Annotated in this window: 19 protein-coding genes; 13 read left to right on the forward strand and 6 right to left on the reverse strand. The window is 68.6% G+C overall.

All coding sequences use genetic code 11. From position 1 onward, the window contains the following. Positions 1-1,154, forward strand: a 1,154-nt coding sequence (locus VFO68_RS21540) for a hypothetical protein (protein WP_325160155.1), incomplete at its 5' end; no start/stop codon positions are given. A 261-nt stretch (positions 1,155-1,415) separates the two neighbouring features. Continuing rightward, positions 1,416-1,625, forward strand: coding sequence for a DUF397 domain-containing protein (locus VFO68_RS21545; RefSeq protein WP_414635543.1), 210 nt, complete (start codon positions 1,416-1,418; stop codon positions 1,623-1,625). Here VFO68_RS21545 and VFO68_RS21550 read toward each other — a convergent pair. From VFO68_RS21550 to VFO68_RS21565, 4 genes are all read right to left on the reverse strand, one after another. After that, positions 1,608-2,561 (reverse strand): hypothetical protein, encoded by a 954-nt coding sequence (locus tag VFO68_RS21550; RefSeq protein WP_325160156.1) that lies wholly within the window; start codon positions 2,559-2,561, stop codon positions 1,608-1,610. The genes VFO68_RS21545 and VFO68_RS21550 overlap by 18 nt on opposite strands. Positions 2,562-2,703: 142 nt before the next feature. Next, on the reverse strand, positions 2,704-3,570 hold the full coding sequence (locus VFO68_RS21555; protein ID WP_325160157.1) for a helix-turn-helix transcriptional regulator: 867 nt from the start codon (positions 3,568-3,570) through the stop codon (positions 2,704-2,706). 129 nt (positions 3,571-3,699) lie between these two features. After that, entirely contained in the window at positions 3,700-5,226 is a 1,527-nt protein-coding gene (locus tag VFO68_RS21560) for an alpha-N-arabinofuranosidase (RefSeq protein ID WP_325160158.1), read from the reverse strand. After that, on the reverse strand, positions 5,220-6,707 hold the full coding sequence (locus VFO68_RS21565; protein ID WP_325160159.1) for a long-chain fatty acid--CoA ligase: 1,488 nt from the start codon (positions 6,705-6,707) through the stop codon (positions 5,220-5,222). Before VFO68_RS21565 ends, VFO68_RS21560 begins: the two co-directional genes overlap by 7 nt. 165 nt (positions 6,708-6,872) lie before the next feature. Here VFO68_RS21565 and VFO68_RS21570 point away from each other — a divergent pair, with 165 nt between their 5' ends. The 6 genes from VFO68_RS21570 (at position 6,873) to VFO68_RS21595 (ending at position 13,576) form a co-directional block, all read left to right on the forward strand. Further along, entirely contained in the window at positions 6,873-7,685 is an 813-nt protein-coding gene (locus VFO68_RS21570) for a PaaX family transcriptional regulator C-terminal domain-containing protein (protein ID WP_325160160.1), read from the forward strand. Positions 7,686-7,829: 144 nt separating this feature from the next. Next, a complete protein-coding gene (locus VFO68_RS21575; RefSeq protein ID WP_325160161.1) occupies positions 7,830-9,074 on the forward strand; it encodes a CDP-glycerol glycerophosphotransferase family protein in 1,245 nt (414 codons plus the stop codon). Continuing rightward, positions 9,071-9,793: a phosphocholine cytidylyltransferase family protein gene (locus VFO68_RS21580; protein WP_325160162.1), complete on the forward strand. Its 723-nt coding sequence runs from the start codon at positions 9,071-9,073 to the stop codon at positions 9,791-9,793. Before VFO68_RS21575 ends, VFO68_RS21580 begins: the two co-directional genes overlap by 4 nt. A 41-nt stretch (positions 9,794-9,834) precedes the next feature. After that, the gene (locus VFO68_RS21585; protein WP_325160163.1) at positions 9,835-10,605 is read left to right on the forward strand and encodes a glycerophosphodiester phosphodiesterase; all 771 of its coding nucleotides are present in this window, start codon (positions 9,835-9,837) and stop codon (positions 10,603-10,605) included. A gap of 368 nt (positions 10,606-10,973) precedes the next feature. Then, positions 10,974-12,137 carry an HNH endonuclease signature motif containing protein gene (locus tag VFO68_RS21590; RefSeq protein WP_325160164.1) on the forward strand — a complete coding sequence of 388 codons (1,164 nt, stop codon included), beginning with the start codon at positions 10,974-10,976 and terminating at the stop codon, positions 12,135-12,137. 578 nt (positions 12,138-12,715) lie between these two features. After that, the gene (locus VFO68_RS21595; protein WP_325160165.1) at positions 12,716-13,576 is read left to right on the forward strand and encodes an aldo/keto reductase; all 861 of its coding nucleotides are present in this window, start codon (positions 12,716-12,718) and stop codon (positions 13,574-13,576) included. Here VFO68_RS21595 and VFO68_RS21600 read toward each other — a convergent pair. Beyond that, positions 13,573-14,493, reverse strand: coding sequence for a LysR family transcriptional regulator (locus VFO68_RS21600; RefSeq protein ID WP_325160166.1), 921 nt, complete (start codon positions 14,491-14,493; stop codon positions 13,573-13,575). The two genes, VFO68_RS21595 and VFO68_RS21600, sit on opposite strands and share 4 nt — an antisense overlap. A 58-nt stretch (positions 14,494-14,551) precedes the next feature. Next, entirely contained in the window at positions 14,552-15,268 is a 717-nt protein-coding gene (locus tag VFO68_RS21605) for a hypothetical protein (RefSeq protein ID WP_325160167.1), read from the reverse strand. A gap of 54 nt (positions 15,269-15,322) precedes the next feature. Here VFO68_RS21605 and VFO68_RS21610 point away from each other — a divergent pair, with 54 nt between their 5' ends. From VFO68_RS21610 to VFO68_RS21630, 5 genes are all read left to right on the forward strand, one after another. Then, positions 15,323-16,495: an MFS transporter gene (locus tag VFO68_RS21610; RefSeq protein ID WP_325160168.1), complete on the forward strand. Its 1,173-nt coding sequence runs from the start codon at positions 15,323-15,325 to the stop codon at positions 16,493-16,495. Between the two features lie 149 nt (positions 16,496-16,644). Beyond that, complete coding sequence (locus VFO68_RS21615) at positions 16,645-16,797, forward strand: hypothetical protein (protein ID WP_325160169.1); 153 nt, start codon at positions 16,645-16,647, stop codon at positions 16,795-16,797. Between the two features lie 58 nt (positions 16,798-16,855). Then, the gene (locus VFO68_RS21620) at positions 16,856-17,581 is read left to right on the forward strand and encodes a DUF4142 domain-containing protein (protein WP_325160170.1); all 726 of its coding nucleotides are present in this window, start codon (positions 16,856-16,858) and stop codon (positions 17,579-17,581) included. A gap of 161 nt (positions 17,582-17,742) precedes the next feature. Next, the gene (locus VFO68_RS21625; protein WP_325160171.1) at positions 17,743-18,561 is read left to right on the forward strand and encodes a ferredoxin; all 819 of its coding nucleotides are present in this window, start codon (positions 17,743-17,745) and stop codon (positions 18,559-18,561) included. Further along, positions 18,561-20,125, forward strand: a 1,565-nt coding sequence (locus tag VFO68_RS21630; protein WP_325160172.1) for an NAD(P)/FAD-dependent oxidoreductase, incomplete at its 3' end; no start/stop codon positions are given. The genes VFO68_RS21625 and VFO68_RS21630, both read left to right, overlap by 1 nt.

The following is a 20,125-nucleotide window of genomic DNA, read 5'->3' on the forward strand; positions in this document are numbered from 1 at the left end:
CGGTAGACGCGTCGGGCTACTCCACCATCGTGCGGCACAATCCCCGTGACCTCACGGCCCGAGCCTTCGATCTGCTGCGCGAACGCATCCTCAGCCGTATCGCCACAGCGTCCGCGGAGTTCCGGTGCGCAAGCACCCGGCTGTGGTCCTGGCGCGGCGACGGCGGAATCGTCGCCGTCCAGGACCACCATGAGAGCGTCGCCCGGGACGTCGCCCTGACCGCCGCCCGGGACATCCTCCTGCTCGACCTCGAACAGATCAGGAGCGAGCTACGTCGCGTGCACCTGCGCGGCGAACTGCACCTCCGCCTGGCCGTGCACAAGGGAACCATTCGCATACCCGCCAACGGCAAGACCGGCACAATCCATTCGCCGGACGTGAACTTCGCAATCCACCTGGAGAAGGTCGTTCCGCCGGACTGTGTGGCAATCTCCGAGGAGGTACACCTGTCCGCCGGCCCCCACGGCGGCTACACCCTGGTCGGCACATACGAAACCCACAACATCTACCTGATGCCAGCCACCGGAACTCCCACCGACGCCCGCGCGGCATGGCTCGCCACCGTCGGCCTCAGCGACTGCCACCCGGTCTTCGCCCATCCTCAACGGCCCAGCCAACAGGAAAAGGCGCGCCTGGTATCCGTGGCCCGAACCGACATCGTCGACCTCGGCACCGCGCTGCACACCGGAGCCCGATACCTGGGCACCACCGAGCGCCCCGCCCACTACCGCGACGCCGTCCTCCAATTCTTGGCCTCCGGCGGCACATACCGTTGTATTGTTCTCGACCCCTCCTGCGAATCCGCCAGAATCGTGGCTGATTATTGCCAAGAGGACCTGCCCGCCAAGATCCGCGCGACCATAACCGCACTAGCCCGATTCAAACAACGCCACGGCCTGATCGCCGACCGCCTCCACGTCTACCAGGCCCGTGTATTCCCCGGCTTCTCCGCCATTGCAATAGACCTGAACTCCACCGCGCCGCTAATCTTGTATTCGCCTTACCTGATGGCCATGAAGCCCTTCGACCTACACCTGGACCACGCCGACTCACCGCACTACCTCGCAACTCCCGCGTCCGGTTCGCTGCACACCACCCTCCACGCGCTCCTCCGCGCGGTCACCGCCCTCGATGATCTCGATCGCATCCTGTGAGGCACCATCGCTCGGGCCGTCGCCCGTAAGTGTTGCCCGCGTGGGGTGACCCGGGGAGGAGTGGGTCCTCTCTGATGTTGAGGTAGTCTTGAACAGCGTCAACAACCACGATCGGGCCCACTAGGACGCGCCATCGCTCAACTCCGCCTCGAGTGTGACACCCGGATGGGTGATCCCGGGGGCGGGGCCTCTTGGTGCTGATGTAATGTCTCGTCCCAACTGATCAACTGGGGCTGAGAGATGAGGGCAGGGTAGTAGGCGTTGAGTGATCAAGGTAGCCAGGACACCACACTGACGCGGCCCGAATGGCGCAAGAGTTCTCAGAGCGGCAGCCACAACGCTTCGTGTGTCGAAATCGCCTTCGCGTCGACCTCGGCGATGGTGCGGGACTCCAAGCATCCGACCGGACCTCGGTTGGAGTTCAGCCCCATCCAGTGGGGACACTTCGTCCACTCACTGGACGGAATCTGAGACTGGCCGTCGCTCGTGTTGGGGGTCGAGCGGCAGGCATTTCGACAGCAGTGCCCGGACATACGCAGCGGCAACGAGTGCGGCATATCTGCGCCATAGCCCGGAACGCTGGCTGTCGCCATAATCACTGATTCCTCGGACGACGAACCACTCCCGGCCGTTGAGGAAACTGCTGCTGCCGATTCCCGCCCCTTCCATCTCCAGAGCGATGAGACCGTGCGTGGTCGCGAGCTGATCGCGCATAGCCGCGTCTCGAAGCGACCGGTCGGAACTCCCAATTGGTCCATAATGAATTTTGGGCATCCCTTTGCGGTGGCCAGAATAATTACGGCGAGGGTGGTGCAACTGCCATCCTTGGACGTCGAGCAGGACGTCGGTCCGCTCGGGCGGCCGCCCATACCGGGCCAGTTCTGGTGTCCGGGACAGGCTGAGCCACTGTTCCCATGCCTGACTGCCACTGAGTTCATCGGCGCGCAGAATATCGGCGCACTGGGCGAGTCGCGGCGAGGGCAACGACATCGGTCTCCGCTCTTCGATGCCGCCTTCGACGGCACGAATGTGATCAAAATCCACGATCCGAGTTGCGACAACGACGTCGCCCAGTCGGACATGACGCTGCGGACGGTGCGGGCACGGCACACCGGCGGCGATCCCGACCATGATCACGATCACGATGGAGGGGAAACTGCGGACGAGATTGGCGCAGCCGTTTGCAGCCGCATTGGTCGCTGTAGCGCCGAGCAGGGTCAAAGCCGCTCCATGTGGTAGCTCCTCCTCTCGACTCGGCAGTGTGCCAAGTACATAGACGGCCGGATCGTCAGCCACGTACGTCTCCGCGCTGTCGTTTAGCAATGCGCGCATCGCGACGAACTCCTCGGGTATCGCCGTGACAAGACCGACGGTGGGGCGGTGACACGTGCCCAGCTTGTCTGGCATCCGCGGCGCGGGAATGCAACGTCCGGTTGGGGTGCGGTCTTCTCCCCAACGTGGATCTGTGGTCATAGCGGCGGCCGGCCTTCCTCCTCAACGCCATGCGCCGCGCTGACTGAAGGTGCCGGCGTCGAGGCGCCAGACACGCTCACACCATCGCGCCGAGGCGCATCCTGTCGATCACCGGATCGATGATCCTGTCCACCTCCTCCTCGTCGTGGCAGGCGAGTTGCTGCACCGCGAGGAACTTTTCGAGATAGCAGCTGCTGGTTTCTGGGCCGAGGATCAGGTCTCGGTCCGGGTCCTCCAGAGCGACGACGTAGTCGTGTGACGAAAACTCGAAGATCGTAAACGAGGAGCCGTGCATGCCCACGTAGACGCCTTTGCTGAACGGCACGATCTGGATGCTGATGCGCGGATGGCGGGCGAGATCCTTGAGGCGAGCCAGCTGCCGCACCATCAAGTCTGCGCCGCCCACCCAACGATGGATGACGTCTTCGTCCAAGACGAACAGCAGCTCCGGGCCGGCCGCATGGTTCAGTATTTCTTGCCGGCGCATGCGGATACGGACTCCGCGATCGACCTGTGCTTCGTTGGGCTGGGCGTACTTGACCAATAGTGCTCTGGCGTATTCCTCGGTCTGTAGAAGTCCGGGCACGATCTGACCCATGTACTGACGGATGCGTGTGGCTGACGCCTCATACCCGAGAAAATCAAGAAACTGGGGTGTCATGAAACCCCGATAGCCCTCCCACCAGCCTTTTTCCAGGTTTCGGGTGGCGGCGAGTAGCTTTTCGGCAATATCGGTGTCATCAATCCTGTAGTAGTGCAGGAGGGCCATCACGTCGGACGTTGAGACATTTCCTGATCCGTTTTCCAATCGGACCATTTTGGAGGTGGACCAGCCTAATGCCTCGGCCACGCCCTTCTGTGTCAGGCAGGCTTCCTCTCGAAAGCGGCGTAGTTCCGCGCGCAGGCGGCGCTGCCTGACAACGGAGGTCTCACGCTGTCCCATTGCGTGTCCTCATTTTGGCTAGTCGGGTGCTGCTAGTAGCACCTCGCCACATAGCAAATGGTAACTCGCGGTACGCGACTGGCACAGAGGCGTGACCAGGACGGTGTGCAAACAAACGTCACGATTTGGTTATCGGGCGACAGTATCCATTGACAAAACCCGAGGTCGCGCGAGCGTGACCACACCCCAGGACACGGGCGGCAGGGTGAGGGTGAGCCGCCCGTCCTCGGGTGGGGGGACCTCCAGTGGGCGGGGGAGGACCCGATCCGGGTTCGCCCGGTCGTTGACCGCGTGCGGGTCTGGGCCGGCGATGATCTGGGCGCCGGTGCGCCGGATTTCGCCGAGGGCGCGGACATCGGCGTGCAGTGTCAGGGGTTCGGTGAGGTGGCGGTTGACCGCGAACAGGCTCACCGCTCCGGTTTCGGGGTCGTGGGTGGCCACCGCGTCGAGTGCCGGGACCTCGCCGTGGGCGGCGGTGTTGAGCACAGGGCCGGTTGGTTCCACTCGGAGAACCTCGCCGCGGGCGTGCCGGGCGGTCAGGGCGAACGGGTGGAAGATGGTTTGGCGCCAGGCGGGGCCGCCGGGATCGGTGCGGATCGGCGCGATCACGTTGACCAGTTGGGCCTGGCAGGCGATCGCCACCCGGTCGGCGTTGCGCAGCAAGGTGATCAGGTAACCGCCGACCGCGACGGCGTCGGCGAGCGTGTAGGTGTCCTCGATCAACTCCGGGGCGTGCTCGAACGGCGCCTGCGTCCGGCCGGCGAACCGGGACATGTTCCACACGTTCCACTCGTCGAACGACAGCGTGATCCGCTTGGACCGGCCCAGTTTCGCCCGCACGTGATCGGCCGTGGCGACCACGTCGGCGATGAACCGGTCCATCGCCGCCGGGCTGGCCAGCAGGCTCGCCAGATCACCCTGCTCCTCGTAGTAGGCGTGCAGCGAGATGTGGTCCACCGCGTCGTAGGCCGCCTCCAGCACGGTGGCCTCCCACGCGCCGAAGGTCGGCATGCCGGCCCCGGAACTGCCGCACAGCACCAGTTCCACGTCCGGGTCCAGAGCCCGCATCGCCTTGGCGGTCTCGGCCGCGAGCCGGCCGTACTCGGCGGCGCTCTTGTGCCCGATCTGCCACGGACCGTCCACCTCGTTGCCCAGGCACCACAGCTTGATCCCGTACGGCTCGGCGTCGCCGTGCCGCACCCGCAGGTCCGACCAGTAGCTGCCGCCCGGATGGTTGGCGTACTCGAGCAGGTCGCACGCCTCCTGGATGCCCCGCGTGCCCAGGTTGACCGCGAGCATCGGCTCCACCCCCGCCGCCCGGGTCCACGCCATGAACTCGCCGAGACCGAAGGTGTTCGGCTCGACCTGCCGCCAGGCCAGGTCCAGCCGGGTGGGCCGGTCCGGGCCGACGCCGTCCTCCCACCGGTAGCCCGACACGAAGTTGCCGCCGGGATAGCGCACCACCCCGACCCCCAACTCGCGCACCAGTTCCAGCACGTCACCCCGGAACCCGCGCCCGTCGGCCGCCGGATGGCCGGGATCGTAGATTCCGGAGTACACGCACCGCCCCATGTGCTCGACGAACGACCCGAACAGCCGCCGCCCCACCGGAGCGACCCGAAACGCCGGGTCCAGCGTCAGCGAGGCGCTCAGCATCCGCGCAACGGTCCTTTGAGGACCTTGCCGGATCCGCTGCGCGGCAACGAGTTCACGAACACCACCGACTTCGGGATCTTGTACCTGGCGATCTTTCCGGTGAGAAAGTCGAGCAGTTCGGCGGCCTGCGCGCCGGCGCCCTCGCGGAGCACCACGACGGCCCGGCCGACCTCGCCCCAGCGTTCGTCCGGCACCCCGATCACGGCGCACTCGGCGACCGCGGGATGCCGGTACAGCACGTCCTCCCCCTCCGCCGGGTAGATGTTCTCCCCGCCAGAAATGATCATGTCTTTGATCCGGTCCCGGATCGTGAGGTAACCGTCCTGATCCGCAACGGCGACGTCGCCGGTACGCAGCCAGCCGTCGTCGGCGAGCACGGCCGCGGTCTCGTCGGGCTTGTGCCAGTAGCCGGTCATCACGTTCGGACCGTGCACCAGAACCTCACCCGGCTCGCCCGCCCCGGCGTCGGCGCCGTCCGGCCGCGCCACCCGCACGTCGGTGAAGAAGCACGGCGTGCCGGCCGAACCGACCTTGTCCGGGCCGTCGTGCGCGCGCAGGAACAACACGCCCGGCGCGGTCTCGGTCAACCCGTAGCCCTGCAGGAAGGTCAGCCCCCGCGCGGTGTAGGTGTCGATCAGTGCCGCCGGCACCGGCGCGCCGCCGCAGATCAGCGAACGCACCGAGGACAGGTCGGCGCCGGCCCAGCCCGGCGCGGCCGCGATGGTCTGGAACATCACCGGAACGCCGAACAGGTAGGTCACCCGGTGCCGCTCGATCAGTTCCAGCGTGCGCCCGGGGTCGAACGCCGAGTCCAGTACCAGCGTGCCGCCCTTGAGAAAGGTGGGCAGCACGGTCTGGTTGAGCGCGGCGACGTGAAACATCGGGGCGTTGACCAGGGTCACCTCGTCCCCGGCCAGATCCACGTCGATCAGCAGGTTCAGGCTGTTCCAGACGATGTTGGCGTGGCTGAGCGCGACGCCCTTGGGTTCGCCGGTGGTCCCGGAGGTGTACATGATCATGCCGACCTCGTCCTGGTCCACCGGCTCATCCAGCGGACCGGCGGAGCCGGCGGTGACCATCCGCTCGTAGGACTCGAAGTCCACCACCGTGGTGTCCACTTCGGACCTGAGCTCGGCGGCGATCCCGGCGTGCGTGGGGGAGTGGATCAGCACCCGGGCCCCGCTGTCGCGCAGGATGTAGGCCAGTTCCGGGGCGGCCAGCCGGATGTTCAGCGGGACGAAGATCCCGCCGAGGGTTCCGGTGGCGAACATCGTCTCCAGGAAGTGCGGGTGGTTCGGGCCGAGGTAGGCGACCCGGTCCCGGGGCCGCACGCCGACCGCGGCCAGCGCCCGGGCCAGCCGGGTCACCCGGTCGTAGAGGCAGGCGTAGGTCTGCTCCCGCCCCTCGTGGATCACTGCGGTGCGCCCCGGTGACATCCGGGCCCGGCGCGCGGCCCAGGACCCGATTCCCTGGTTACGCATGGCCGTCGCGCCCTCCGCCCCGGGAGTTCACCGTGCGCGACGTCGCCATTGACGTCGCGCACGGCGAACACACCCCCGTGGGACCGGGACAAAACCCGGTCATGGTCGGTTACAAAATTAGGCCGATTGGTTACGGCCGTCAACGATGTGCCTAACATCGTCGAGGTGTCCACCCCGCGGTCGCTGATGCTCACGTTCCTCGGCGACTACCTCTATGACAGCGGCAGCTGCGTGTTCTCGGGCAGCGTGATCGAGGTGCTGGCCCGGCTCGGCGTCTCCGAGCACGCGACCCGCTCCGCGCTGGCCCGCATGGTCAACCGCGGCCTGCTGCGCCGGCAGCGCGACGGCCGGCGGATGTACTACGGCCTCACCCCGCGCACGGTCGAGATCCTCAACGACGGCCAGCAGCGCATCTGGAAGACCGGCGCGGTGAACAGCGACTGGGACGGCACCTGGACGCTGCTGGGCTTCTCGTTGCCGGAGTCCTGGCAGCGGCAGCGGCACGACCTGCGTTCCCAACTCGCCTGGGCCGGGTTCGGTCCGCTGCAGGGCGGTCTGTGGATCGCCCCCGGCCACGTCCAGGTCGAGGCGATCGTGGCCGGCCTCGGCGCCCACGTGCGGGTGTTCCGGGCCCGTGCCGACGCGCTCACCGACATCGGCCGGCTGGTCGACGACGCCTACGACCTCGACCGGCTGGCTGCCGGATACCGGACGTTCCTGGCCCGGTGGGACGGCGCCGGGCCGGTGCCGTTCGACGGCGACCCGCTCGCCGCGCACCTGTCCATCGTCACCGAGTGGCTGCGGATCATCCGGCGCGATCCCCGGCTGCCGGTGCGGCACCTGCCCGAGGACTGGCCGGCCGTCGCCGCCCAGCGGGTCTTCCACCGGCTCGAGGCGCGGCTCGACCGTCCAGCCCGAACGTTGGCCACCCGCCTGCTGGAGACCGTTCCGGACGAGGCCCCCGCATCTACCGCGTAAACACTAGGTTTCGCTCCGGCATCTGACACTTGGCGTAGCGGGATCCGACCGTAAGGATGTACCTGCCCCGGCATGTCCGGTGCACCCCCACCTATCCAGTGGTCGGCTTCGCCGACCGCTCCTTACCCCTATGGGAGCCGCCGCATGCGCTGGTTCGGCCGAAGGGCCGCCGACACCCACCGGCTGCTGGACACCCCACGCGGTCCGCAGCCGGCCGGCTACCAGCCGGGAATGCCGGTGCCCGGCGAGATCGCGATCTACTTCGCCGACGACCCGCGCAAGCTCTACCAACTCAGACAGTGGCTGCCGGTGTTCGAACTGCTCGACGCCCGGCACCCGCTGGTGATCATCACGCGGAACCCGGAGACCTACGCGGAGCTGACCGCGAGCACCCCGCTGCGCTGTGTGCTCGCTCCCGCGTTCCCGGACCTGGTCGACCTGTACGAGAACTGCGACTTCAAGGTCGCCGTCTACGTCAACAACTCGGTGCACAACTTCCACTCGCTGATGCAGCGGCACATGCTGCACCTGCACGTCAACCATGGCGAGAGCGACAAGGTGTGCATGGTCAGCAACCAGGTCAAGGCCTACGACCGGGTGCTGGTCGCCGGAGAGGCCGCGGTGCGCAGGCACCGGGCCGCGCTGATCGAGTTCGACGAGGCGAAGCTGGTCCCGGTCGGCCGGCCGCAGCTGGACCTGCGCCCGCAGCCACTGCTGCCGCCGAGCCCGTTGCGCACGATCCTCTACGCGCCAACGTGGGAGGGCGAGAACGCGTCGAACAACTACACCTCGGTGGACGTGTTCGGGCCGCGGATCGCCGCGGCGGCACTGGCCGTGCCCGGCGTGCGGGTCGTCTACAAGCCGCACCCGCGGGTGGCGATGAGCCCGCTGCCGGGCATGGCCGCGGCGCACCGGGAGATCGTCCGGCTGGTGGAGTCGGCCGCGCGGCGCGATCCCGGAGCCGGGCACCAGGTGCACACCACCGGCGACATCCTCGCGGTGTTCCCCGGCTGTGACCTCATGATCACCGACGTCTCCTCGGTCGGGCTGGACTTCCTCTACCTGCGGGCCGGTCAGCCCATGATGATCACCGACCGGTACGACGACCGGGACCGGCTGCACGCCGCCGCGCCGATCAGCCGGTGTGCCGACGTGATCGACTCGTCCTCGATCGGCGAGTTGACTGCGACGCTGGTTTCGCGGCTCGCCGACGATGTGCACCGCCCGGCCCGGGAGGTGGCCCGCGGGTTCTACTTCGGCGACCTCGACCCGGGAGAGAGCACCGTGCGGTTCCTTGCCGCCGTCGACGACGCCATCGCCGTCCGGGACGACCAGATCGGCCGGCTGAACACCGAAGCCCACGCAACCCCGCAGGAGAGGTCCGCATGAACGAGCAGCTACAGGTCGTGATCTTGGCCGCGGGCATGGGCACCCGGCTGGGCATGCCGCATCCGAAGCCGCTCACGCCGCTGGTGGACGGGCGCACCATCCTGGCGCAGCAGTTGGGCAACCTGCGGGCCGGGTTCGGTGACCAGGTGCGGGTGACGATCGTGGTCGGCTTCCGGGCCGAGCAGATCATGATGGCCGCGCCGGAGGCGGTGTTCACCTACAACGAGCGGTTCGAGCACACGAACACGTCCAAGAGCCTGCTCAAGGCGCTGCGGCACACCGGGCCCGGTGGCGTGCTGTGGCTCAACGGTGACGTCGTGTTCGACCCCCGGCTTCTCGACCGGATCTCGCCCGCGATCACAGCGGATGAGAGTTTCGTCTGTGTCAACACGGAAACTGTCGGCGAAGAAGAGGTGAAGTACACCGCATCGGTCGACGGCTACGTGAAGGAACTGTCAAAATCGGTGGTGGACGGTCTCGGTGAGGCCGTGGGCATCAACTACATCGCGTCGTCGGACAAGGCGACGCTCGTCGAGCACCTGGAGGCCTGTGCGGACTCCGACTACTTCGAGCGCGGGATCGAGACCGCGATCGGGGCGGCCGGGATGCGCGTCGCGGCATTGGACATCTCCGAGTTCTTCGTCGTGGAGGTGGACTTCGCCGGGGATCTCGAGCGTGCGAACGTGGAGGTGGGCAGGACCGTCACCTCTGCCGCCTGACGCCAGGGGACCGGCGTCGCGTCGCAGGGTGTCGGCGCGTTATGGACGGCAACAGAGTGTTCGGGCCCAGGCCGGTACTCCTGGGGCATCGGGGCTGCGGCCGCGGGACGGTGAACGGGTATCTGGAGAACACCCTGGAGTCGTTCCTCGCGGCCGTCGACATGGGCATCGACTGGGTGGAGGTCGATGTTCGGCGGACGTCGGACGACCGGTTGGTCGTGGCACACAACCCGGCGAACACCGACGGTGTGTTCTACGCCGACATCACCGCCACCGAAGCCGAAGCGTTGGACCTCGACACGCTTCTCTCGGCGTTGCCGTCCATGGTGGGTGTCGACTTCGACGTGAAAACCTCCATGGAGGACGCCACCCGGTCGCGGGCCCGGTCCACCATGGGCCAACTTGCCGCCGTGGCCCGGCGCGAGTCGAGCCGCCGGCCGCTGCTGATCAGCTCGTTCGATCCCGGCGCCCTCGACATCGCCCGCGAACTGGCCCCCGGTGTTCCGCGCGCGCTCCTCACCTGGCTGGATTTCCCCATCGGTCAGGCTGTGGCAGCCGCCGGCCATCTCGACGTGCAGGTGCTGGCCCCGCACTGGGGTTCGCTACGGCCCAACGGGGTGGAGTCACGCGAGCTGCACCGGCCCCTTGAATATGTGGTGTCCACCGTCCACGCGAGTGGCCGCGAGTTCCTGGCATGGTGTCCGGGGCTCGACTTCGCCCGGCAGCTTCTTGCCGCCGGGGTGGACGCGTTGTGCGTCAACAATGTGCCGAAGTTCCTCCCCGCGCTACGGCTAGCCACCAGCGCTGCCTGATCAGCTTTGCCCGCGAGTCGCCACTTCCAGCCCGGCGAGTTGCCACGTGGTGCGGTGCTCGGGTTTCTTCCGGAACGCCGGGGTGGTCGGCTGGGCGGGCGCTGGTGGCGGCGTTCCGTCCGGCTCCGTGTTTGCTGTGGGTGTCGATCTCGGCTCCCGGTACCGGGGTTGCCTGGTGGCCGTCCCCTGGCTGCATCGGAACGCCCAGCGTGGTCGCCTTGCTTTAGCTGGGCCCGGCGTTCCGACGCACGACTGTGGACAGCCCCTCCGGGGTGCGTGGTTGTGGGGCTGGGGGCCTGCCCACAGCCGTGCACCGACGTCGTTCTCCCGCACTGCCGTTGTTGGTCACCCGGGGATCACCTGAAAGTGTGCAGCTCACCGGCATGATCCGGACTGGGGTGGTCGGTAGAATCAAACACATGTTCCCCACGGCTGATCTGCTGCGGCGCGCGGCCCAGCACCGCCTGGCGGCGGCGCGGGCCCAGGCGCGGGAGTTGGCTGAGCTGGCCGCCTACGCCACCGCCACCGCCGGTGAGGAGTTCGCCTATCTTGAGGTCGCTGCCCTGCTGCACCTCTCGGAGCGGGAAGCCCAAGACCGGTTGGAGTTCGCGGTCACCCTCACCCACCTCTTGCCGCAGACCCTGGCTGCGTTCACCGAGGGTCGGCTTACCGAGTACCGGGCGCGGGTGATCACCGAAGCGGTGGCGAACCTGGACCCGGCGGTGGCTGCCGCCGTCGAAGCGCGGGTGTTGCCCCGCGCGGGTGAGCAGACGGTGCCGCAGCTGCGGCGTGCGTTGGCGCGGGCGGTCATTGCCGCTGACCCCGCCGGGGCGGAGCAGCGGCGGCGGGTCAAGGTGCGGGATCGGCAGGTGTACAGCTATCCCACCGAGGACGGGCAGGCTGCGCTGACGATCTACCACTCGGTCGAGACCATCGCGGCGATGCACTCGACCATCGCCACCCACGCCCGGCACCTCAAGAACCTCGGTGGGGAGGCCCGGACGGTGGCGCAGATCGAAGCTGACGTGGCCGCCGACCTGCTCCTCGGGACCGACCCCGACCGGCGGGTGATTGAGATGCATGTGACTCTGCCGGCCCGTGGGCCGGCGGAGATCGACGGGCTCGGGCCGATCACCCGGGAACACGCGCTGGAGTTGGCCGGGCAGGCGAAGCGGTGGCGCTGGATCAAAACCGACCCCGCTGGGCGGGTCGTGGACTTGACCACCGCCGCCTACAGCCCGCCTAAGGTGTTGGCGGAGTTGGTCAAGGTGCGCGACCGGACCTGCCGGCACCCGGGTTGTCTGCGGCCGGCGCGGCGTTGCGACATCGACCACCTGACCCCCTGGCCCACCGGGAAGACCTGCGACGGCAACTGCGTGTGCCTGTGCAGGCGGCATCACCGAGCCAAGCATGAGGGTGGCTGGCAGATAGAGCAGATCACGCCGGGGGTGTTTCGGTGGACCACCCCGCTGGGGTTTGAGCATGTGGTCGAGCCGGACCCGGTCACCGATCCGGATCCACCGCCCTTCTGACCACCACCCCGAACGGCACCCCCGCGCCGCGCCTGCGGCGCGGCGCGCGGGCGGCGCCGCAGGCGCCGCGCGCGCCCGCATCCTTTCTTCTATGAATGATTTTGGTTTTGAAGAAGCCGCGCCTGACCCTGCCCGGAGCGGGAGACCTGCCCGGTGCACGGCTGTGGGCAGGCCCCCAACCCCACAACCACGCACCCCTCAGGGGCTGTCCATAGCCGTGCACCGCAACGCCAGCCCCAACCCACCCAAAGACGACCACCCCAAGCATCCCGACCCCCGCCAGGGACCCGCAACCAGGCAACACCACCAGAAACCAGCGCCGGTTCGCTGGTCGGACATTCAGCTGTGGAGCCGTTTCCAGCGGGCCGGGCATCCGCGCCGGGTCGTGCGCGGTTGGAGGATGGCACCACGTTGAGCGTCCACAGTGTCCTCACCGCTGCGGCCTCGAGATGGGAACTCAGTTGCTGGAAATGGGGACTCGCGGGGTGGCGTTGGGGTGGCGGGGTTCAGGGCGGCTGATCAGTACGGTTTAGGAGGTTTCAGCAGTTCAGGCGCTGATAGAGGGCAGGATGGGAGCCATGACGAAGGGGTTTGACATGTTCGCTTTGGGTGGGGATCTGGCGGTTTCCCGGCTGGGGTTCGGTGCTATGCATCTGACCGGGCCCGGGGTGTGGGGGCCGCCCAAAAACATGGACAACGCTCTGGCTGTGGCGCGGCGGGCGGTGGAGTTGGGGGTGAACTTCATTGACACCGCTGACTCTTACGGCCCGGGAACCAGTGAGGAAGTGCTCGCGACCGCCTTGTGGCCCTATCCGGACGGGTTGGTGATCGGGACCAAGGCAGGGCAGAGCCGGCCCTCGCGCGGGGAATGGCGGCCGCTCGGTCGGCCCGAATACCTGCGCCAGCAGGCCGAGTTGAGCCTGCGCAAGCTCCGGTTGGACCGGATCGACCTGTTCCAGTTGCACCGGATCGACCCGAAGGTGCCGGCCGACGAGCAGTTCGGTGCGCTCAAGCAGTTGCAGGACGAGGGCAAGATCCGGCACATCGGGCTGTCCGAGGTGACCATCGCCGAGCTGGAGTCGGCCCGGCGGCACATCAACGTGGTCAGCGTGCAGAACCGCTACCACCTCGGCGAGCGCGGGCACGAGGAGGTGATCGACCACTGTGAGCGGGAAGGGATCGCGTTCATGCCGTGGGCGCCCCTGGCCAACGGCCGGCTCACCGGGTCCGGCGGTGTGGTCGGGCGGATCGCTGGGGAACTGTCGGCTACGCCGGCGCAGGTGGTGTTGGCCTGGTTACTCCACAGGTCGCCGGTGATGATCCCGATCCCGGGCACCTCGACGCTGGCGCACCTGGAGGAGAACATGGCGGCGGCCGACCTGCGGCTGTCCGACGACCAGTTCCGGGCGTTGGCCGGGGAGTTGGCCGTGACGGGCTAGGCCGGGCGAAGTTCGGCGACCGGCAGGTCGGCGGCGGCCTGTAGGGCGTCGACGGCCGCGGCCAGGGCTGGGCGGTGGGCGCTTTCGGCGCGCCAGACGGCGTACACGTGGCGGCGTAGGGCGGGCCGGACGCGGACGATCGTGACGCCTCGGGGGAGTGGATCCCGGCCGAGCCGAGGAATCGCGGCGATGCCGAAGCCGGCGGCGACGAGGGCAAGCTGGGTCGGGTACTCGACCACAGCGTGGGCGACTCGGGGTTCGACCCCGTAGCCGCGCAGGGTGTGGCGGAGCCAGTCGCCGCAGATGGTGCCGGGTGGCCAGCTCACCCACACGTCGGCGGCCACCTCCTGGATGTCCACCTCCGTGCGGTCGGCCAGGGGATGGTTCGCCGGCAGGGCCAGGTCCAGGACGTCGTCGAGGAGGCCGGCCCGGCGTACCTCGGCGGACAACTCCAGTGGGACGTTGAACCAGTCCTGGGCGATGGCGAGGTCCAGGTCGCCCCGCAGTACCAGCGGGATGGACACGTCGGGTTCCAACTCGTGGAACTCCAACTGGAGTTGCGGGTGGTGCTCGCGGAGGTCGGCGAGGGCACGCGGCAGCAGGCCGCGTCCCGCGGTGGCGAACGCGGCGATGGACATCCGGCCGGTGACCGCGCCGCGGTGGTGCTCCAGCGCCGCCTGGGCGGTGTCCACCAGCGACAGGATCTGCTCAGCGTGATCGACCAACAACCGGGCGGCGTCGGTGAGCCGGACACCGCGGCCGTGGCGTTCCAGCAGCACCTGACCGACGTCGCGCTCCAGCTTGGTCAGGCGCTGGGACACCGCCGAGTTGGTCAGGTGCAGTGCCTGCGCGGCGGCGTGGATGGAACCGGTTCTGGCCACGGCGTGCAGGGCGCGCAGCGGGCCCAACTCGAACATGCCGGTGAGAATAACCTGGAGGTGAAAGGGATCCTGGAAGTAGCGAGGCGGATCAACCTCACGTGCGGTCGATCCGGAACGCGGACACTCCGGCGAGGAGGTTGATGTCGTACCCGGTGGGGCCAGTGTTTGCCGAAGCACCGCCGGCCGAACCACTGTCGGTTGTGGACAGTGTGGACAGGGTGGTGCCGGCGGCGATACCGGTACGGGTGTTGCCGTCGATCGTCGTCGAGCCGGCGCCACCGGCGATCAGCACGGTGGCCGGGACGCCGTCCGGCAGGTGCAGGTCCATCACGCTGGCGCCGCCGGTCATCCGGACCGGGACGGTCGCCTCCGGCCGGGGCAGGGTGGCCTCGATCCGGTTGCTGCCGGCGCCGAACTCGAGCCCGGTCAGCCGTGCGGCGCGCAGGTCGAGGGACTGCTGGCTGGCGCCGCCATCCAGGCGGATCCGCCAGTCCACGCGGGTGCTCAGCGCGACGTGCAACTCGGCGGCGCCCGGACCGCCGGTGTCGCGTAGCGCCAACCGAACCGTGTCCTGGTCGACCGTGGCGGTGGGGACCACCTTGGCGCCGTCCGGAGTCCAGGCTCGGAACAACTGGTCGCCGAGGTCGGCTGCGCGCATGACCACCACCGTGGCCCCGCTCACCACGTCCAGCCGCGCGGCCTGGCGTCCGTCCAGGTCGGCGAACGCGAACCGGCCGGCGGCCGGGTTCGGATCGTCATCGCATCCGGACAGCACGAACAGCGCGGCCAGCGCCGCCATTACGACACGCACCGGTTTTCCCACGGGGAATGGATTCCCCGCCGGCCTCGCGCCAAAACCGGCAGGATGAGCCGCGACCGGACAGCGCTCCTGATCGCGCTCGGAGTGGACAACTTCGGGTCGGGGTTGTTCCTGCCGTTGACGCTCGTTTACGTCACCGAGGTGGTCGGGTTGCCGCTCGGCGTGGCCGGTGCGGCGGTCGCGATCGGCACCGTGGCCGGCCTGCTTGTTCCTCCCGTCGCCGGGCGGTCGGTCGACCGGTTCGGCGCCCGGCAGGTGGTGGTCATCGCGCAGGTCGTGCAGGCGCTCGGGGCGGGCACCTACCTTCTCGCCGACGGTCCGCTCGCGGTGGTGCTGGCGGCCGTCCTGCTCGGCGCCGGACAGCAGCTGTTCTACAGCTCGGTGTTCGCGCTGATCGGCGACGTCGCCGGGGACGGACCGAAGGACCGGGCGTTCGCGGTGGTGGGCATGGTCAGATCGGCCGCGTTCGGCCTCGGTGGGCTGGCCGCGGCCGGGGTGCTCGCCGTGGCCGGTTCCACGGCCTACCGGGTCGCGGTGGCGGCGGACGCGCTGAGCTTCCTGGGCTGCGCCGTCGTCCTGCTCGTGCTGGTGGACCGGCGGCGGGTCGGATCCGTCCCGCTCCGGCAGGCCGGTTCGGTGCTGCGGGATCGGGCGTTCCTGGGGCTGATCGGGATGACCGCGCTGCTGGCGCTCTCGCTGGACTTCTTTCTGGCCGGGCTCCCGGTCTACCTGCTGGACCGGTTGCACACCCAGCCCTGGTTACCCGGAGTGCTGCTCGCCTGGCACACGGCGATCACGAGCGTCAGCGGCACGCTCGCGCTGCGGGTCACCCGGCGGATGACCCGGCCGGCCGCGCTCGCGGTGGCCGCCGGGCTGGTCGTCGTCTGGTGTGGTGCGTGCCTGGCCGCCGCCGCCCTGCCGCCGGCGGCCCGGCCGGCCACGATGCTGGCGGCCGGGTTGCTCATGGCCTTCAGCGCGGTGCTGTTCGGGGCCAGGTCCAACGCGCTGGCCGAGGCGATGGCCCCGGCGGCGGCCCGGGGACGGTATCTGGCGGCGTTCCAGTACTCCTTCACCGTGCCCGGGGTGCTGGCACCGGCCGTGGTGGGTCTGTTCGCCGTGTCCGTCTGGCTACCCTGGGCCGTTGTCGGCGGGTGCGCGGCGGTCGCCGGCGGGCTGCTACGGATGGCCGGCCGGCGCGGTTCAAAATTGCTGGTGTGATCCACGTCATACGCAACACGTCGGATAAACCTGAACCGCCGAACCGTTACCTAACGTATATATGGGCACCGACGAACGGCGAATCGCGTCCCGAGGGCGCGGGCGCGGGGAGTCGATCATCTCGAATCTGCTGGAAGGGGTCGGGTTCGATGCGGGTTCTGGTCCTGCGGGTTGCCAGCGTGGTGGCCCTGGTGGCCATGGCCGCTGCCCTGCTGAGCGGCTGTGAGCTGCGTGAAGGTGTGGACAGCGAGTACGGCAAGGCGAGCGGAGTCAGCGCGGACTTGGCGGCCTTATTGCGATGAATCGGGCATAACCGGCCAATTTGTCATCAATAATTCCGACCGAATGTGGGCTCAATTAATGCTGCGCGGTAAGTATCGCTGGATCATCGCCATAATGGTGGCCGTGCTGGGGGCATTGTTCCCGGTCGCCGGCGTCGTTCTCGCCGAACAGGAACAACCCGAGGAGAATGCCGACCCGGGCCAGGCCGTGGCGATCGAGCGCGAATTCATGACGGTGATCAAGTTCGCGAACCTCTGGGAGATCCCGATGGGTCAGCTGGCCGCCAAGCGCGGCAGCACCCAGGTGGTCAAGGACGTCGGTACGGAGATCGCCAAGGACCACACCCAGTTGGACATCGACATCCAGAAGCTGGCCGACAAGTTCGGCGTGTCGCTGCCGGACAAGGCGACCTCCTCGCAGCAGTCCTGGATGAACGAGATCTCCAGCAAGTCGGGCGCCGAGTTCGACCGCATCTGGGCCGACCGGCTGCGCGCCGCGCACGGGACCGTCTTCGGTCTGGTCGCCGAGGTTCGCGCCGGCACCCGCAACGACACCATCCGGGCATTCGCCGAGACCGCCAACGTCATCGTGATGAAGCACATGCGGCTGCTGGAGAGCACCGGCCTGGTCGACTCGAACCATGGGATGTTCGCCCAGGCGTCGGCCCGGTCCACCTCCTACCCGGAGAACAAGCTGAGCAAGAGCGCGATCGTGTTGGCGATCGTGCTGGGCATCGTCATGGTCGCCGGCACCCTCCTCGTGGTGCGGACCGGCACCCGGAGCGGAACGCCGACGGACGGGTGACCGTGACCAGTACGCGGCAGCGGCCGCGCATGCCCGAAAGACCAACCTGTTTCCGCCCTAGCTTGGAGGCCTGACCGGTGCATGGCTATCTCGCCTTGCCACAGCACGACATCGGTATTCGAGAGGTCGCTGCGCTATCCGCCCGTCTGTCCTATGTCCTGATGTGCCTCACCCTCTGCTGGGGGGTTTTCACCGCCACCGGCTGGATCCGCAAGCTGACCGGTTACCAGGCGGTGCGTTCCGGACACATGATCCTGGCCAGCCTGACCCTGGCCACCGGCATCTCCCACGCCATGGTGTTCATGCTGCTGCGTGAGCAGGGCCTTTCCCTGTTCGGCATCGCGGTGCCATTCAGCGGCCTGTTCCGGCACGCACTGGGCATCATGGGGCTGGAGCTGATGATCGCGATCACGGTCGCGGTCGGCTTCAAACGGTTCATCGCCTACCGCAAGTGGCTGCGCTTCCACCAGCTCGCCTACGCCGCCGTCGCGATGGTCGTGGTGCACTCCTGGTTCGGCGCGGTCGCCAACGGACACCTGGCCGTGGTGTGGCTGACCGGGATCACCGTGCTGGTGCCGGCGGCCACGCTGAGCGTGCTGCGGCTGCTGCCGCCGCGCTGGCTGATCCGGATGGGCATGCTCGGCGCCGCCCCGGCCGCCGACACCTCGCCGGTGCCCCAGGAGTACGCCGTGGCATCCCCGGGCGCGGTCAACCGCAACGGGTCGACCAACCGCACCGGCGTCAACGGCACCGTGAACGGCTCCGGCAACGGCCGGGTCAAGATCCGGGTCAACGTCGACAACCAACGCTGCAAGCGGTACGGCATCTGCCAGGCCGAGTCGCCCGAGCTGTTCCAGCTGCTCGAGGACGGGCGGCTGCGCTACATCCGAGACCCGCATTCCGAGGACCGTGCCGGGGCGCAGGCCGCGGCACGGTCCTGCCCAATGCGCGCGATCAAGCTGCAAGAGGTGTCCAACTGATGAGCCAAGCCGAGCGGATCGTCATCGTCGGAGCCGGTCTTGCCGGTCTCCGCGCGGCGGAACGGCTTCGGGAGCTGAACTTCGAGGGCGAACTGGTGATGGTCGGATCCGAACGGGTCGCGCCCTACCACCGTCCGGCGTTGTCGAAGCAGCTGCTGATGGGCACGATGCGCCCCAACGACCTGATGCTGCCGGCCTACCGGGACATCGGGGCCAAGTGGCGGATGGGCACGCAGGCGGCGTACCTGTTGCCGCGCAACCGGGTCGTCCGGCTGCCCGGCGCCGAGGAGCTCAGCTACGACGGTCTGATCATCGCCACCGGCGTGGAAGCCAAGCGGCCCAACGGTATTCCGTACCACGACCCGCGGATCGTGTTGATGCGGACGCTGTCCGACGCGCTGGAGCTCGAGCGGGCGCTCGGCGCACACCGTGGCCCGGTCGCGGTCGTCGGCGGCGGGTTCACCGGTTGTGAGATCGCGGCCAGCCTGCGCCACCTCGGTCGCGAGGTGACGATCATCGGCCGGGGCAAGAACCTGCTCGGCAACGTCCTCGGCGAGAAGCTGGGGGAGTGGCTGACCCGCAAACACCTCGACCACGGGGTGGATCTCGCCCTCGGCAACTCGGTGAAGGAGTGGGCGCCGGGCCCGGACGGTGTGGCGCTGCAACTGACAGACGGCAGCACCATGGTCGCGGCCTGCGTGGTCGTCGCGGCCGGCACCGAGCCGTGCACCACGTGGCTGCGCGGTTCCGGCCTGCCGTTGGACAACGGCGTGGTGTGCGAGGCGACCTGTCATGTGGTCGGCGCCGAGGACGTGGTGGCGGCCGGTGACGTCGCGCAGTGGCCCAACCTCCGGTTCGACGAGGTGCCGCGCCGGGTCGAGCACTGGCTCAACGCGGTGGAGATGGGCCGGGCGGCGGCGGAGAGCCTGCTCGCCGGCCGGGCCGGCGCCAAGCCGTTCACGCCGATGCCCCGGTTCTGGACCGAGCAGTACGGCATTCGGATCCAGGCCGGCGGTGTGCCCAAGCTCGGCGAGGAGAAGGTCTCCCTGGGTTCGCCGAACGCCGGCACCGGCATGCTGGTCGGCTACAAGAACGAGGGCCGGCTGATGGGCGTGGTCGGCGTGGACTGCCCGGCCGCGGTGCTCAGTTGGACCGACAAGGTGTGTGACCAGAACCCGGTGCCGGAGAAGGACCGGCCCTCGGTGGTGCCCGACCCCGAGGAGGCGCGCCCACAGCCGGCGATCGCGGCGGGCGGCAAGAAGGGCAAGTCCGGCCGGCACGCGTTGCCCGCCGATCCCAAGCGCGGCCGGTCCGGCCGGTCCAGCGGGCGGCTGCAGCCGGTCGGGTCGAACCCGGGGATGCGCCCGGTGGAGTCGAACCCGGGGATGCGCCCGGTCGAGTCGGACCCGCGGATGCGGCCCGTCGCCTCGAACCCGAACCTGCGGCCGGTCGCGTCGGACCCGCGGATGCGGCCGGTCGCGTCGAACCCGCACCTGCAGCCGGCGAATGCCGCCGCCGCGCCGATGGGGTCGAGCGCCCGGATGCGTCCGGTTCCGCCGCCGCC

Source organism: Actinophytocola sp. (assembly GCF_035712165.1).
GTDB lineage: Bacteria > Actinomycetota > Actinomycetes > Mycobacteriales > Pseudonocardiaceae > DASYTH01.

Bases quoted from the DNA above. Each gene is read 5' to 3' on its own strand.
- VFO68_RS21550 (WP_325160156.1), bottom strand. From the start codon at position 2,561: ATGCCAGACAAGCTGGGCACGTGTCACCGCCCCACCGTCGGTCTTGTC.
- VFO68_RS21555 (WP_325160157.1), bottom strand. From the start codon at position 3,570: ATGGGACAGCGTGAGACCTCCGTTGTCAGGCAGCGCCGCCTGCGCGCG.
- VFO68_RS21560 (WP_325160158.1), bottom strand. From the start codon at position 5,226: ATGCTGAGCGCCTCGCTGACGCTGGACCCGGCGTTTCGGGTCGCTCCG.
- VFO68_RS21565 (WP_325160159.1), bottom strand. From the start codon at position 6,707: ATGCGTAACCAGGGAATCGGGTCCTGGGCCGCGCGCCGGGCCCGGATG.
- VFO68_RS21575 (WP_325160161.1), top strand. From the start codon at position 7,830: ATGCGCTGGTTCGGCCGAAGGGCCGCCGACACCCACCGGCTGCTGGAC.
- VFO68_RS21580 (WP_325160162.1), top strand. From the start codon at position 9,071: ATGAACGAGCAGCTACAGGTCGTGATCTTGGCCGCGGGCATGGGCACC.
- VFO68_RS21585 (WP_325160163.1), top strand. From the start codon at position 9,835: ATGGACGGCAACAGAGTGTTCGGGCCCAGGCCGGTACTCCTGGGGCAT.
- VFO68_RS21595 (WP_325160165.1), top strand. From the start codon at position 12,716: ATGACGAAGGGGTTTGACATGTTCGCTTTGGGTGGGGATCTGGCGGTT.
- VFO68_RS21600 (WP_325160166.1), bottom strand. From the start codon at position 14,493: ATGTTCGAGTTGGGCCCGCTGCGCGCCCTGCACGCCGTGGCCAGAACC.
- VFO68_RS21610 (WP_325160168.1), top strand. From the start codon at position 15,323: ATGAGCCGCGACCGGACAGCGCTCCTGATCGCGCTCGGAGTGGACAAC.
- VFO68_RS21615 (WP_325160169.1), top strand. From the start codon at position 16,645: ATGCGGGTTCTGGTCCTGCGGGTTGCCAGCGTGGTGGCCCTGGTGGCC.
- VFO68_RS21620 (WP_325160170.1), top strand. From the start codon at position 16,856: ATGCTGCGCGGTAAGTATCGCTGGATCATCGCCATAATGGTGGCCGTG.
- VFO68_RS21625 (WP_325160171.1), top strand. From the start codon at position 17,743: ATGTGCCTCACCCTCTGCTGGGGGGTTTTCACCGCCACCGGCTGGATC.